A 16,010-nucleotide genomic window follows, 5' to 3' on the forward strand; every position below is an offset into this window, starting at 1 on the left:
ATTATGAAAAAAATATATTTCATTATGGCATTAGGATTGGCAACTCTCTCAGGATGTTCGGATTTTCTTGACCAAAACAACAAATCTAATGTTCCATCAGCTGAATTTTATCAGACTTCGGCAGGATTCGCCAGTTTAACTAACAGCGCTTACTCCACACTGCGGGAGCTTTATAATGCCCAACCGCAATTATTCGTAGCGGGAACAGACCTGTATGCAGACGGAAAGTCACAGGGAGTAGTCATGAGCCAATATACCTTCACTGCAGATGAAGGCATTATAAAAAATTTCTATGTAAGTTGTTTTAAAGGTATTCAGCTAGCCAATAGCGTTATATCTTATGGAGACATAACGGAAGATTCCAGTGTACGACTGCAATATGTGGACGAAGCACGTTTTATCCGTGCATGGTATTATTTCCAACTAGTGCAACAGTTCGGGCCTGTAGCTTTGAACAAACAAATGTTTGACCATGCCGAAATGAGTCATGAACGTGCCAGTCTTGCAGATGTTTATAAGTTCATCATTGAAGAGTTTGAGTATCTAGCCTCTTCCGAATCCCATTTAATGGAACGTGCCAACTCCGGTGTAGGACGTGCCAATAAACGCGCAGCAACCTTTTACTTAGCCAAAACCTATCTGACTCGTGGATGGCTAGATGGCACTGATTACGAAGCCCAAGAAGAAAATATAGCTCAAAATTCAGACTTCGCAAATGCAGCTAAGTATGCCTTGGAAGCAATTAATGGCGAAATTCCTTTCCTCTCCATAGAAGAAGCTTTTGACGTAGAAAATGAAGAAAACAATGAAATATTCTGGAGCATACAGTTTAATTCGGCTGCTGTAGAAGATCCCGTAAAAGACGGTTCCTACCAACAAGCCCAATTCGGAGCTTATTTAGGTGGTTCCGAAAAACCAAGAAATAAGGCAATTGACGGTTGCTTTGCTCCTTCACTACGTCTACAGCAAATGTATAGTCGGGGTGATGCACGGTTGGAACAAACTTTTATGTTAGAATTCCATACCAGTTATTTCGACTATTACTCAGCACCGACTAGTTCTTCTATCATTTATTATTATGCTCCAGCATGGGCTACAGATGAAGATATCGCTGCCTGGAAAGCAGACGATCCTTATGGAATTAAAAAGAATACACTGGTAAGCAAAACAATAGCAGACGGTGGTATTGCTCCATCCAACGGTGCCCCAGCCACATACAAAGACCGTCGTTCACAAGACTACGGCAATGCTTGTATCAAGAAATTTGATGATTATTCAGAAACTTCTATTGCTAACCGTAATTCTACTTGCAGCATGCATGATGTGGTAGTAGCGCGCTTAGGAGAAACCTATCTGATTGCCGCCGAAGCCTATTTAAAAATGGGTAAAACAGAAGAGGCTGCACAAATGATCAATAAACTTCGTCAACGTCCAGGAACTATTCGTAAAGGATACACAACAGAAATGACTGTCACCAGCAACGATATTAATATTGATTTTATTCTTGATGAACGTGCTCGTGAATTAGCTGGAGAATATGTCCGTTGGACAGATTTGAAGCGTACTCACACTTTAGTGGAATATGCCACAAAATATAATGAAGACGGCATAAAAGAATCTGCTATGATAGGCCCTGATGGTAAATACAAGATTCTTCGTCCTATTCCACAAGCTGCCATTGATTTGAATCAAGCTAAAGTGACACAAAACCCTGGTTATTAAGTTAAAAAACATGCTGATGAAAAATTTTTTACTTATTCTTCTATACTTTATAAATAATGTATTAGTCTTGTCAGCTCAAGGTACTCCCGGTAAATGGGGAGATCAGGGCAATGGAACATACATAAATCCGATTTTAAATGCTGACTACTCTGACCCGGACGTTATCCGGGTCAGAGATAAATATTACATGATAGCTTCCGACTTTCATTTTCTAGGAATGCAAGTATTGGAATCTTCAGATATGATCAATTGGAAACTGATTTCCCAAATCTATCACCATTTTGATTTTCCCGGCTGGGATAACAACCAACAATATGCAGGAGGTTCATGGGCACCCTCAATTCGTTACCATGATAACAAATTCTGGGTCTTTTTCTGTACTCCCAAAGAAGGATTATTCATGTCAAATGCTGTCAATCCTTCAGGTCCTTGGAGCCCTTTACATTTAGTTAAGAAAGTAGAAAAATGGGAAGACCCTTGCCCCTTTTGGGATGAAGATGGTCAAGCATACCTAGGCCGGAGCCGTCATGGAGCCGGGCCTATCATTATTCATAAAATGAGTGCAGACGGTACACGTCTACTTGATGAAGGAATGACCGTATACACCGGACCTGTAGCCGAAGGAACAAAAATTTTCAAAAAAGATGGTTACTATTATCTCTCTATTCCGGAAGGAGGAGTAGGTACGGGATGGCAGACTATCCTCCGCTCAAAAAATATATATGGTCCTTATGAAAAGAAAGTAGTATTGGAACAAGGAAGTACTACGATAAACGGCCCTCATCAAGGAGCCATTGTCGATACTCCGGATGGTCAATGGGCTTTTTTTCATTTCCAACATCATCATGCCTTAGGCCGTGTAGTTCATCTTCAGCCCATGCATTGGGAAAACGATTGGCCCGTTATCGGAGTAGACTTTGATAGAAATGGAATAGGAGAACCTGTATATGTATGCCAGAAACCCATTGAAAGCAAAACCATATTCGCTCCGCAAACAGATGATGATTTCTCTACCCCCAACCTATCACTACAATGGCAGTTTAATCATAATCCGACAGACCACGCATGGTCCTTATCGGCACATCCAGGTTCACTCACTCTGAAAGCATTGAAATCTTCAACCTTCAGACTGGCACGCAACACCCTGACACAAAAGATTATGGGGAATATAAGTGAAGCTACAATAGCTATGGATTTTACAGAAATAGCTGATGGGCAACGATGCGGATTAGCTTGCATGGGAAAAGAAAATAAAGTTCTAGGTATCAAGATGGAGAAAGGACAAAAATATCTATACATATCCAATGACACAACAGAAATAAGTACAACTTTCCTAAACGGAAACCAGATTTATCTACGTGTATCCATCGACATGCTCAATCAAAAGTTCCAATATTTCTACAGTACAGATAATATACGTTTTATTCCTTATGGAACTTCCTTTTTTATTCCATTCGGTTTTTGGAAAGGTGCCCGCATTGCACTATATTGTTATAACAAAGAACAGGAAGCAGGAGCAACTTCATTTCAATGGTTCAAATACAAACATGACGGACCTCAAAATAAAATAGAAAATACAGCCGAACAGATTATTGCCAATATAGCGCGCACTTCATTTCCGCATAAGAAAATAAAAGTGATCTGCCCTGATTCCGCTTCCAACCAAAAAGGTCATTCACGCCAGTTAATACAGCGAGCAATAGACTCTTGTTCTTTGGCAGGCGGAGGACACGTTATAATTTCGAAAGGAATCTATTATTTAAAGGGAAATCTAGTACTGAAAAGTGATGTCAATTTACATTTAGAGAAAGACGCCTATCTACTTTTCAGCGGTAAGGCTGATGACTTTCTTCCTGAAGTATGGACACGTTGGGAAGGTACGGAACTATATGGACATTCTCCCATGATTTATGCCAAACATGCCACTAATATAGCCATTACAGGACAAGGTACCATAGACGCCCAAGGAGGACGGGAATTTGCTTCATGGTCTCAGATAGAGGTATCAGACAGAAATCGTCTGCGTAAAATGGGAGAAAAACTAATCCCTGTCACAGAAAGGATCTTTGGGAAAGGTACTATACTACGTCCCTCTTGCATACAATTCATGGGATGTTCTCGCATTTTAGTAGAAGGTATCACCATTAAGAATTCTCCTTTCTGGACTATTCATCCTGTATACTGTGACAATGTAATAGTACGAAGCATCACCATTGACAGTCACTATCCTAATAATGATGGATGTGATCCTGAATCAACTTCCAATGTATTAATAGAAGAATGTATTTTCCGCACAGGAGATGATGCCATAGCTATCAAAGCAGGCCGTGACGCCGACGGCCGTGAAATAGGACGCCCTTCAAAAAACATCGTCATTCGTAATTGTCTGTTCCAGTCTGAATGCAATGGATTATGTATCGGCAGTGAAATGTCAGGCGGTGTAGAAAACATATATATGGATAATATACAAATAGGAACGGTCAAGAATGCCCTTTATTTCAAATCCAACCGTGACAGAGGAGGATATATTCGTAATATACAAGTCAGCAATATTACTATAGAACGCTCAAAAGGGGCAGTGCTCCGTTTTGAAACCAATTATTTTGGTTTCCGAGGTGGCAGACATACCTCTCAATACGAGAATTTCCGCATCAACAATGTAAAGGCTGGCTGTTCCGACCATTATGCAATTTTTATAGATGGATATGAAGAAAAGCCTATCAAAAATATTGAGATAGAGCATTTCCATGTACAAAAGGCCCCTCATCCTTATTACTTAAGGTGTGTAGAAAACATCTGCCTCAAAGCTACTTTTGTAAATGGACAAAACTTACCGGAATATCCGAAAAAACAAAAAGAACGTGTAATACTAGATGTTTACTGATTCTTCACAAAATCTGTATAATAGAATAAAAGTTCTGCAAACAGAACTTTTATTCTATCTATATGCATATCTTATTCCAAACACTCATCAAGTTCACCTATCAACTCTTCTTTATCAAGATGCCGCCCGATAAAAACTATTTTCTGCATACGGTCTCCATATTTATCATCCCAATCCCGCAACAAGCCGGGCTCCTGACGCATTACCTCCATCAGTTCTTCTTCAGGTGCCGTAGCATACCATAAACCAGCTTCCTTCAACTTTTTCTGCACACCAGCCTGCTCAAAAAGAAAAGACATATCACGATTATTGCTGAAATAACAGACTCCTTTTGCACGAATGATATTACGACTCCATCTGGTTGATACAAAACGATCGAATTTATGGATATCAAAAGCCGGACGACGATAATACACAAAAGTACTGATACCATATTCATCCACTTCACTACCCTCATGATGATGATGGTGCGCGTGTTCCTCCGCTTCTTTTTTCTGCTCTTCCGTAAGGGCGCTCTCTATTCCACGTATCCAACCGGCAGAAGTGGCAGTACGTTCAAAGTCAAATACTTCAGTATAGATTATCTTATTCAAATCCACATCAGCATAATCACATTCTATTATTTCAGCTGCAGGTTGCAATGTACGGATAATCTGTTTGATACGTTCCAATTCGTCATGTTTCACTTCTGAGACCTTATTCAATAATACAACATTACAAAATTCAATCTGTTGGATAATCAGATTTTCAATATCCTCTTCGTCAATACCTTTACGGGTCAAATCGTTGCCACAAGAAAACTCACTTTGCAGACGTAAGGCATCTACCACAGTCACAATACAATCCAAACGACATCCCCCGTACGTATTCTCCATACTTGAAATAGAACAAATAGTCTGTGCGATAGGAGCTGGTTCACAAACACCACTTGCCTCAATCACAATGTAATCAAAACGCTCCAACTTCATAATATCATCTATCTGCTCCACCAAATCCATCTTCAGAGTACAACAGATACAACCGTTCTGAAGTGCTACCAAGCTTTCGTCTTTCTTTCCTACAATCCCTCCTTTCTGTATGAGATCAGCATCAATATTCACCTCACCGATATCATTGACAATAACCGCAAACTTAATACCACGTTTATTAGAAAGAATATGGTTCACTAATGTCGTTTTTCCACTGCCTAGATAACCGGTCAAAAGCAGTATAGGAATTTCTTTTACTCTCATATAAAATTCAATATTACTTTCACAAAGGTATAGAATGATTAATTTCCAAACAATAGAAAACATCTTTTTATACCTTATAAACAAAAAATACTCTTCACATACCACCCAGTTAGAATCTATTAAAATTTAATTCGCAGTGCAATATTTTTCAAAAAATGCTTTAAATATTCCAAGAGTATAACTATATTTCGCAAAACAAATTTATAATAACAATGAGAAACAAATTAGCACAAAAAATCAAATTAGGCGCAGCCTTGTTATTGATGGCGGGAACTTCAGCCCTCGCACAAATCTCCAATCAAATTTATATCCCTACTCCTGAAAATATAAAAGCACGGCAGGAATTTCAAGATAATAAATTCGGCATATTTCTTCATTGGGGCATTTACAGTATGACCGCTCAAGGAGAATGGTATATGAACACTCACAACATCAACCGTGATGAATACGCCAAACTGGCATCCGGATTCTATCCTTCGCGCTTCAATGCTGCCGAATGGGTTTCTGCCATCAAAACCTCCGGAGCCAAATATATCTGTATCACCAGTCGACACCATGACAGTTTCTCAATGTTTGATACAAAAGAATCCGATTTTAATATCGTAGACGCTACTCCTTTCAAACGAGACGTACTAAAAGAACTGGCAGAAGAATGTCAAAAACAGGGCATCAAACTCCATTTTTATTATTCGCATTTGGACTGGTTTCGTGACGACTATCCGGAAGGAAACACCGGACATGGGACAGGACGTCCCAAAGGACACGGAAACTGGGAAAGTTACTACAAGTTTATGAATAAACAGCTGACCGAGCTTTTGACTAACTATGGCCCCGTCGGCGCCATTTGGTTTGACGGTATTTGGGATCAACCTACCAACTTCAATTGGCAACTGGAAGAACAATATGCATTAATTCATAAACTGCAACCATCCTGTCTAATAGGCAACAATCATCATCGAACTCCTTATGCAGGAGAAGATTTCCAAATGTTCGAACGTGATTTGCCCGGTGAAAACAAAGCCGGTTTTTCAGCAGGACAAGGAATAAGTGAACTCCCTTTAGAAACTTGTGAAACAATGAACGGAATGTGGGGCTACAGAATTGAAGACCAAAATTACAAATCCCCCAAAGAGTTGATACACTATTTGGTTAAGGCAGCCGGAAAAAATGCAAATTTGCTAATGAATATTGGACCTCAACCCAACGGAGAATTACCCGCTACAGCTATAGAGCATCTGAAACAAGTGGGTAAATGGATGAATCAATATGGAGAGACGATTTATGGAACCCGTGGTGGTGATGTAGCTCCTCACACATGGGGAGTATCAACCCGCAAAGGTGATCGTTTATTCATCCATATACTAGATTTGCAGGATAATGCACTTTATATACCTCTAAAGGCAAAAGTAAAGAAAGCAATACAGTTCATTTCCAGAACTCCACTTTCTTTCAAACAGGAAAAAAACGGCATATTAATAAAACTGCCTCAAGTACCTGATGACATAGATTATGTAATAGAATTAGTCATTAAACAATAAAATAACATTCATCTTTAAACAAGCATCTTTACGTAAAAAACAAGAATTTCCGATGCAAAAGAGAGAAATGTATTCTACACACATCAGAAAAGAAACATGAGTAACCGCATACATTACTCTTCTAAAAAAGAATTCGTCCTTGGATTATTGAAGCCCAAGGACGAATCACTCTTAGTTTGTGGAGCTGGAGGGAGTCGAACCCTCGTCCAAACGAGGAAGCCATACGCTTTCTACATGCTTATCTTCGCCTAAATTTTCGAGTATAAGCAGGACCGAAGCCACCAACTTATACCTTATCCTCTAAATTTTCGTAAGAGACATGAAGCGGATCTCTAACTATTCCCGATTTTACTGCACCACTTGATCAAACGCTTCGGAACAAGAGCTTTTGAGTGATGTCTCGTTTCCACCACTTTGGCAGAAATAAAGCTAATCTACTATGATTCGATTAAGCAGCAAGAGCATAATTTTCGTTGCCAGATAAAATTTTGAAAACTGGGATTATAGTGCCAATCAACCACGCACTGCATGCTTACATACCACTTAGCCACGCTGTCAAATCCAGTCAACCCCGTACTGGTAACTCATAAAGAGGTTACAAATATACACACACTTCTGTTAATATCCAATTATTTATTCGTTTATTTAGCGCATTTTAATAAGAACAACGTATCTTTGAAAATAATTTTTCTAATACTAACAGATCAGACAATATGAACAAAAAATTAATGGTATTGTGTATGAACAGTATGATACTGGGAGGCTGTATACCCTCTCCCAAGAAACAAACAGAACCAATTACAGTTGAAAAAAATCCGAATATGATGTATATGTTGGTAGGTAGTTATGCAACTCCAGATGAAGAAGGTATCAAGGTTTATAACTTTGATGAGCAAACTGGCAACTCCCAATATATCAGCGGAATAAAAGGAATATCCAACCCTTCTTTCCTCATTCCGTCGGCTGATGGAAAAAGAATATATACTGTAGGGGAGGATGCCGGAAAAAGTTCTACCGCCAATGCCATCAAATTTGATAAAGAACAAAAGAAACTAACCTTGCTTAATTCTCAACCCACTGACGGCGGCGCACCTTGTTATATAACTCTCAGCCCATCGGAAAAATTTGTCTTGACAGCAAATTATATGGGAGGTAGCATTACCGTTTTCCCACTAGATAAAGACGGAAAATTAAAATCCGAGACACGCCTTATTTCCTTTACCGGAAACAGTCTTGACAAAGAGAGGCAAACACAACCACATCTACATTGTATAAAATTCACTCCAGACCATAAATATCTACTTGCCAGTGATTTAGGGACAGACCAGATTCATGTATTTCCTGTTAGTGAGAATGTAACTGATGGCGTATCCCATTCCTTACTGAACGAATCTGAAGAATTTAATATAAAAGTAGAATCAGGATCAGGGCCACGCCACATTTGTTTCCATCCGAACCAAAAATTCGCTTATCTGATTAACGAAATCTCAGGAAAAGTTATAGCTTTCTCTTACGACAAAGGAAAATTAAACGCCATACAATATATAGAAGCTGACACAGTGGGTGCCAAAGGTAGCGGAGATATCCACATTTCACCCGATGGAAAATTTCTGTATGCATCCAACCGCTTAAAAGCAGACGGTATCGCTATCTTTTCCATAAATCAGGAAGAAGGGACATTAACAAAGACAGGTTATCAGCTGACTGGTATCCATCCACGTAATTTTATTATCAGCCGGAACGGGCGATACCTGTTGGTGGCCTGCAGAGACAGTAACTCTATACAAGTATTTGAAAGAGATTCCCAAACAGGATTACTGAAAGACACAGGCAAGACAATAAAAACCAATAAACCTGTATGCCTGAAGTTTACCTTTTAAACAGGAAACATAGTCTTTAATAAAATAAACTGCTGCCTTCATTGTATGTATTGGAGACAGCAGTTATTTTATTAAAGACAAAACGAATCTTTATACATAAGTTTCCAAGAACTTAACATGACCTTCCACGGTTACTTTCACTTCTTTTGTTGTGGCAGGGAAAAGGATAGATTCACCGGCTTGCAATTCCAATGAGTTACCATCCCCATCAGTTACCGTACATATACCTTCCATACAAATATAAATTACAAATGAATCCAGTTCACTATAATCTATCGTCATATTTTCAGTCAAATCATAAACAGAAGTAGTGAAATACGGACAGGTAACCAACTCGACAGACTCATTCTGTTTCGGAGTATAATGAGTACGATAATCCTCTTCTACAGAATAATCTATGGCATCTTTTGACAATTCTGTATGCAGTTCACGAGTATTACCATTCTTATCCTTACGATTGAAATCATAAATTCGGTAAGTCACATTCGAGGTCTGCTGAATCTCAGCAATAAAGCATCCGGCTCCAATACTATGGATACGTCCTGCAGGCAAGAAAAACACATCACCCGATTGTACGGCATAATCAGCCAATGCATCACAAATCGTATTATCAGCAATCATTGCAGCATATTCATCGGGAGTAATCTTTTTACTTAGTCCCGAACGCAGATGTGCTTTCCCCCCGGCATTGTCAATAACATACCACATTTCAGTCTTGCCCATCGAATTATGACGCTTCTTTGCCAGTTCATCATCCGGATGCACTTGTATAGAGAGGTCGTCACAAGCATCAATGAATTTGATCAACAAAGGAAAATTATCTCCAAAACGCTGATAATTACTTTCTCCTACCAGAGATCCTTTATATTCTTTTACCAACTGGCTCAAATTTTTGCCGGCTTCAGTTCCATTAGCAACAACAGACTCATCGCCCGGAACATTAGAGATTTCCCAACTTTCACCAACCTGAGGCTGTTCAATATTCAGATGCTTGAACGGGATAATCTTTTCTCCACCCCAAATGGTGGATTTCAGAATGGGGTTAAATTTAAATGGATACATAGGTGTATTAATTAATAGTTTCTAGGTTTGGATACAAAAATAAGGGAATTCTATGACTTTACCGCATAGAATCCCCTAAAATTAACAGCTATGTGTGTGTATATTCAAAGGTGTATTAGTAGTCTGTATTATTAGGATCGAAGTTAGTCCAGCTATCCAACCAATTATCATCTGTTCCAAACGCTCCGATATATTCTACTTTCTCAAAACCACTGCTCAACAGTGCGTCATTAAATGAAGCGGCTGTCAACACAGGACTACCTGCATCCGGCATATAATTAACACCGATATTACGCCCGTCCTTGAATTTCAACTCATTGACATCAGTCAATACTTTATTTCCTTTCTGAGCCTTAAAAAAAGTAGAAGAGTAAGACTCTTGTCCAGCATCAATGATTTGCTTGTTCACGGCATCATAAAGCACATCATCATATATTTTGTTGGCATCAGAACCGACCGCCGTCATACCTGCAAACCAAATATTCTCCAACTTTATGTTTCCTGCCTTGGTCATCTCAACTGTATTACCTTTCTCACCATCAATAATTAAACCGACAGGATATCCCACAGCTACTGAATTAAAGCAATTCAAACGACTGGAACGTCGGATCTGCATAGCAGACTGGAACTTACCTAAAGCTGAACCGTTATTAGGATTGAAGCTACCACCGGTAATATAGCTCTCATTATTAACAAAGTTGGCATCACGCCCCAACGGTCCGATAAAAGTGACATTACTAAATACGGCTGTCGTATAGGGTTCTATCAATGAGGCGTCTCCACAATTATCCGACTCAAAACCATTAGACTGAGAAGTATCTGCGATTCTCGGGTCACGGATTGAAAGACAATACTGGACTTTACCGGAGAAGCCATTATCTGTATCAAATTCATCGTCCCATCCATTATAAGCCACTAGATATTTACAATTTACATTACCTCCAAACCATTCGTAAGAGTCGTCATTGGAATATGATACCTGTAAATGATCAATGGTAGTCCCACTACCTACAGATCCAAAAGTTATACCATTAATTTCCTTATCTTTTTGAAAAGGATAACCAGCAAATTCCACACGTACATATCTTAATATACCTGAATTGTCAGCATCATCATTTCCTCCATGTTTAGTACGCGGACCTCCTTCAATCTGCTGATTCAACACTCCCTGATTGTTCTTGGCATTACCACAAATAATCAATCCCCCCCAATCTCCCGGTTTACGCTGGCCTTTAGGCTGTTCAGAGGTAAAGACAATCGGAGCATCTTTAGTACCCTCGGCTATTAGTTTGCCACCCGGTTCTACAATCAAGGCAGCCTGTGTATCTTTATCCCCTTTGATAACAGTTCCCGGTTCGATGGTCAATACCGACCCAGTCCCCACATAAATCCATCCTTTCATCAGGTAAGTTCCTTTAGACAAAGTCTGTGTACCTTTAAAAATAAACTCCTGATCTCCATTTCCTATCACGGTACCTTTGGCATTCTCAGTTTTATCATCATTAAATAACAAGTGGTCACATGTTTTAATAACTCCCTCAGTCCCCCATACATAAGGAGCTTCGGCATTTCCACCGTTGCCATTACCGTTTCCTGTATCAGTTTCCGGATCATCACTGCTACAAGCAACCATTCCCCCCAGCATTATTGCTGAGAATACGTAAATCATAAACTTGTTAGTTCTCATTTCCATTTGTTTATTGGTTAATAATGAAAGATTCATTCTATTTTAAAACGTATAGTTAATGTTCAAATTGAAATTACGCCCTGATTTGTATTGACGGGTAATTTGCTCCACTTTTCCATGTCTAGTTTCTTCAAATTGCTTAAAAGAAACTTTCTCCGCCAACAAATCGCGTACAGCAACCTTTATTTCCAGATTACCGATTTTTTTCGAGACACTTAAATCTACTGCATTACGGGGCATTTCATAAGAATCGGGTACTCTTACTTCATTGCCTGCAGTTCCCAAACTACGGCCTACACCAATAATACGCTTACCGATACGGTTATAAAGCAATGCAGCATTCCATCCGCTATCGGCATGTTGATAGAAAAAACCGGCATTAATCAAATATGGAGATTGACCTTGCATCGGACGGTCCTCCTCTTTGGCTCCCGGCTCAAATTTCACTTTACTTTTAATTAAGGCCCCGTTCAGACTAAGACTAAAATTACGCATACCTATAAAATCCAGATTTTTGCGGATATCCACCTCTACCCCATAATTATCCGCTCCTTTGGCATTGACATACGAATAGATAAGGTCTGTGCCTCCGGATACAGTATAAGTCCATTCAATAGGATTTTTAAACCTTTTATAGAAAAGAGAAACAGAAATCAGCTCTCCACTGCTGGGATAAAGTTCATAACCAAAATCTAAATTATCAATATAAGCAGGCTTTAAATTATAATTACCTTGTACATTACTGGCAAGATCAAAATCATAATATACAGAAGAAGAAACCTCCCGAAATTCCGGACGATTCACAGTACGTCCATAAGATAAACGGAACTGCTGCTTATCATTCAGACGATAAGCCACATTTACAGACGGGAAAAAGTCATTATACGTGTAAAACACGCTAGTGGGGCTTTCCTCGTTTTTCTGTGTATGGCTAACCAGCTCCATTCTATTATGTTCAAAACGAACTCCTGCGTATACATTCAATTTGCCCAATGGAAGATTGGTCCCTACATAACCGGCACTCAAGAGATTATTGCCTTCGTAATTATTGCGCCAATCCACTTGTTCCAATAAATAAAGTCCATTCTCCCCATAATTCTTCTCTTGTAATAATTCATTAGGGACATTCATTACTTTATAAGCACTCGGCAAACCATTTTTCCAACTATAAATAAAAAAACGGGTATTATATTCACGAGCACGATACTCCGTGTAAGCTCCAGCCTTCAGGCTAGGAGTAAAAATCCCGAAAGAAAAATCGTGCTGATAATTGATGTTAGCCGACAAAATATGTTCATCCAATCGGGAAAACTCCCGATTAATCTCATTCAAGTTCTCTACTTCCAACTGATTGGTCTCTTCATTGAGTACGGTAGTATATCGACGGCGGTCTGGCATATTCCGATTGGCATAAGAATATCCAGTACTCCAATCCAACTTATCGGCATCACCCAATGTATGTTTCCCCGTAAATTGACCATTATAAGTGGTACGACTCTGATAATAATATTCCGCGCTCTCTTCATAATCACTTTGTGCATCTGTCCCCTTACGATAAGTATAGCGGTCTTTCCCTAATTGATTAAAAATATTCTTAAACTCATAGCGGCTGTTACCACTGGCAGGTACATAAGTAAAATTCAGCATAGTTCCTATACGAACATTATGATTATATTGGTCATCTATACTTTTACGTAAATAATTAGAACAGTCGTGGGTCGTATCATAAGCACCAAACAAATTGTTATCCATATCCAGATATGTCTTATAGCTATTACTATAGTTCACTGTTCCTAACATAGCCAAAGTACGTCCGCTACTATCCACCCAGCGACGGCTGAAATTCATATTCATGCTAAGATCTGCCAAGGGCCTACGATCTTTAACGGTCCAGTCATTGTTCAACCCATTATTTAATAAATCATAGCCGTTATTTATCGGATTAAGCACAGCATTGATTCCACCTTTCAAGCTACGAAAGCCATTATCGAAACCTAGAAAATCTGTGCCACTTCCTTTATTATACAGAAACTTTTTAAAATGAGTCTGATCATTTAAACTAGTTCCAACCGAAATAGTAAACAGATTACTGCTAGGAACATCTTTGGTATTCACTAAAATAAAACCACCACTGAAATCAGCTGGATATTCCGGTGCAGGTGATTTCACTACCAACATATTATCCAACTGCGACGATGGAATAATATCGAAAGAGAAAGCACGCGCATCGGCTTCTGAACTAGGCACGGCACTATTATTAATCCACACATTATTATACCGTTGTGAAAGCCCACGTACCATAACGAATTTCTCCTCAATTATACTGATACCCGACACACGGCGAATCACTTCCGAAGCATCTTTATCTTGCGTCTTGGTAATCTGCTGGGCAGAAACTCCCGTTTGCATAACCAAGCTGGTACGTTGTTGGGTAATTATAGCATTCTCCGTATTCTTTTTAGCATCCGCTACAACCACAACTTCTCCTAATTGTTGATTATCCTGTTCTAGTTCTACTTTTATTTCGAACATACCATTTATTGTAACCTCAACAATCTGTGTACAATAAGACACATAAGATATAATAAGCTTGTACGTTCCATTTCTTAATCCCGCAAGTTCAAAATTACCATCCACATCAGTAATAGTTCCTATATTTGTACCACTTAACTGTACGGCAGCACCAATAAGTGGCTCTTTAGTCGCTTTATCTGTTATAGTTCCTCGCAAAACGGCCGCCTGTACGGTCAATGCCAGCATCAAAAGAATTATCATAAGGCTAATGCCTTTCATCTGAATTTTCATCATACTTTTACCTTGTTATTTTTCCGATGGCAAAGATCAGATAAAAGCATTACATGTATAATACATCTGCATGATGCTCCTTTTGCATATTTATTTCAATGACATTTCATTGCATTTTGTTGAAAAAGCTCCTACCTTTACAAATAAATTGTAAAATAGAGAAAGAATATGAGAAGTTTTGCATCTGACAATAATTCAAGTGTACATCCCCGTATCATGGAAGCATTAATGAAGGCCAATAACGGACATGCACTTGGCTATGGAGATGACCCGTGGACAGAAGAAGCCGCCCACAAAGTGAAAGAACAATTTTCACGTCCATGTGAAGCACTGTTTGTTTTTAATGGCACAGGCAGTAATACTATGGCGTTGCAAATGATGACCCGTCCTTACCATATTATCTTCTGTGCCGACACAGCTCACATTGCTGTAGATGAATGTGGTGCCCCCAGTAAAGCGACTGGCTGTTTCATGCGCACAATTCCTACTCTGGATGGCAAACTGACTCCGGAATTACTAAAACCATTTATGGTTAACTTTGGTATAGAACACCATTCTCAGCCCGGAGCAATTTACCTAAGCCAATGTAGTGAGTTGGGAACAATTTACAAACCAGAAGAAATATGCGCATTGACAGAATTTGCACACCGACATGGACTGTTTGTGCATATGGACGGCGCCCGTATCTCTAATGCCGCGGCAGCATTGGGAATGAGTCTTGATGATATATCAGGAGCTTGCGGAGTCGACACATTGACTTTGGGAGGAACAAAGAACGGACTGATGGGAGCCGAATGTGTCATGATTTTCAATCAAGATTTGATAAAGGAAGCGCGTTATGCCAGAAAACAAGCCTGCCAATTGGCCAGCAAAATGCGTTATATCTCTTGCCAGTTCACAGCCTTCCTTGAAGATAACCTATGGCTAACATGCGCACAACATGCCAACGCAATGGCGCAACGCTTGTACAAGGAACTTTCCACAATGCCTGATATAAAGTTTACCCAAACGGTGGAAAGCAACCAATTATTCTTCATCATGCCACGTGAAAAAGAAAATAAGCTACAAAAATATTATCATTTCTACTTTTGGAACGAAGCCATAGGAGAAATGAGACTTGTTACCTCTTTCGATACAGAAGAAGAAGATGTAGACAAACTGATAGCTTGCATAAAGGCGCTATAATCATCTTCCGTTTCT

9 protein-coding genes and 1 other RNA gene are annotated in these 16,010 nt (G+C 39.3%); 5 read left to right on the forward strand and 5 right to left on the reverse strand.

Translation table 11 applies throughout. The features are described 5' to 3' along the window. The first annotated feature begins 3 nt into the window (after positions 1 to 3). Both AB5935_RS17940 and AB5935_RS17945 read left to right on the forward strand, forming a co-directional pair. Complete coding sequence (locus AB5935_RS17940; protein ID WP_007840466.1) at positions 4 to 1,722, forward strand: RagB/SusD family nutrient uptake outer membrane protein; 1,719 nt, start codon at positions 4 to 6, stop codon at positions 1,720 to 1,722. A gap of 16 nt (positions 1,723 to 1,738) precedes the next feature. Next, positions 1,739 to 4,606, forward strand: a complete 2,868-nt coding sequence (locus AB5935_RS17945; protein WP_007851064.1) for a family 43 glycosylhydrolase — start codon at positions 1,739 to 1,741, stop codon at positions 4,604 to 4,606. Positions 4,607 to 4,677: 71 nt separating this feature from the next. Here AB5935_RS17945 and AB5935_RS17950 read toward each other — a convergent pair whose 3' ends face one another. After that, positions 4,678 to 5,838: a GTP-binding protein gene (locus AB5935_RS17950; RefSeq protein ID WP_008655779.1), complete on the reverse strand. Its 1,161-nt coding sequence runs from the start codon at positions 5,836 to 5,838 to the stop codon at positions 4,678 to 4,680. A 212-nt stretch (positions 5,839 to 6,050) separates the two neighbouring features. Between AB5935_RS17950 and AB5935_RS17955 the strand changes: the two genes are divergently transcribed. Next, on the forward strand, positions 6,051 to 7,376 hold the full coding sequence (locus tag AB5935_RS17955) for an alpha-L-fucosidase (protein WP_007836642.1): 1,326 nt from the start codon (positions 6,051 to 6,053) through the stop codon (positions 7,374 to 7,376). A gap of 176 nt (positions 7,377 to 7,552) precedes the next feature. On the opposite strand, the gene ssrA is transcribed toward AB5935_RS17955, so the two are convergent. Further along, positions 7,553 to 7,949, reverse strand: a transfer-messenger RNA (tmRNA) gene (gene ssrA / locus AB5935_RS17960). Positions 7,950 to 8,089: 140 nt separating this feature from the next. On the opposite strand from ssrA, the gene AB5935_RS17965 reads away from it, so the two are divergent. Next, the gene (locus tag AB5935_RS17965) at positions 8,090 to 9,256 is read left to right on the forward strand and encodes a lactonase family protein (protein ID WP_007851065.1); all 1,167 of its coding nucleotides are present in this window, start codon (positions 8,090 to 8,092) and stop codon (positions 9,254 to 9,256) included. Between the two features lie 90 nt (positions 9,257 to 9,346). Here the strand turns inward: AB5935_RS17965 and AB5935_RS17970 are convergent, their stop codons facing one another. The 3 genes from AB5935_RS17970 to AB5935_RS17980 all read right to left on the reverse strand — a co-directional run bounded on the left by AB5935_RS17970 (position 9,347) and on the right by AB5935_RS17980 (position 14,813). After that, positions 9,347 to 10,318 carry a type I phosphomannose isomerase catalytic subunit gene (locus tag AB5935_RS17970; RefSeq protein WP_007836655.1) on the reverse strand — a complete coding sequence of 324 codons (972 nt, stop codon included), beginning with the start codon at positions 10,316 to 10,318 and terminating at the stop codon, positions 9,347 to 9,349. Between the two features lie 115 nt (positions 10,319 to 10,433). Then, positions 10,434 to 12,011, reverse strand: a complete 1,578-nt coding sequence (locus AB5935_RS17975; RefSeq protein WP_038611351.1) for a hypothetical protein — start codon at positions 12,009 to 12,011, stop codon at positions 10,434 to 10,436. Between the two features lie 36 nt (positions 12,012 to 12,047). After that, positions 12,048 to 14,813 (reverse strand): TonB-dependent receptor, encoded by a 2,766-nt coding sequence (locus tag AB5935_RS17980; protein ID WP_007836659.1) that lies wholly within the window; start codon positions 14,811 to 14,813, stop codon positions 12,048 to 12,050. A 165-nt stretch (positions 14,814 to 14,978) separates the two neighbouring features. Between AB5935_RS17980 and AB5935_RS17985 the strand changes: the two genes are divergently transcribed. Beyond that, positions 14,979 to 15,995: a threonine aldolase family protein gene (locus AB5935_RS17985; protein ID WP_007840442.1), complete on the forward strand. Its 1,017-nt coding sequence runs from the start codon at positions 14,979 to 14,981 to the stop codon at positions 15,993 to 15,995. The last annotated feature ends 15 nt before the right edge of the window (positions 15,996 to 16,010 follow it).

It is taken from the genome of Phocaeicola sp. RTP21198st1_B8_RTP21198_201120 (genome assembly GCF_040929485.1).
Classification (GTDB): domain Bacteria; phylum Bacteroidota; class Bacteroidia; order Bacteroidales; family Bacteroidaceae; genus Phocaeicola; species Phocaeicola dorei.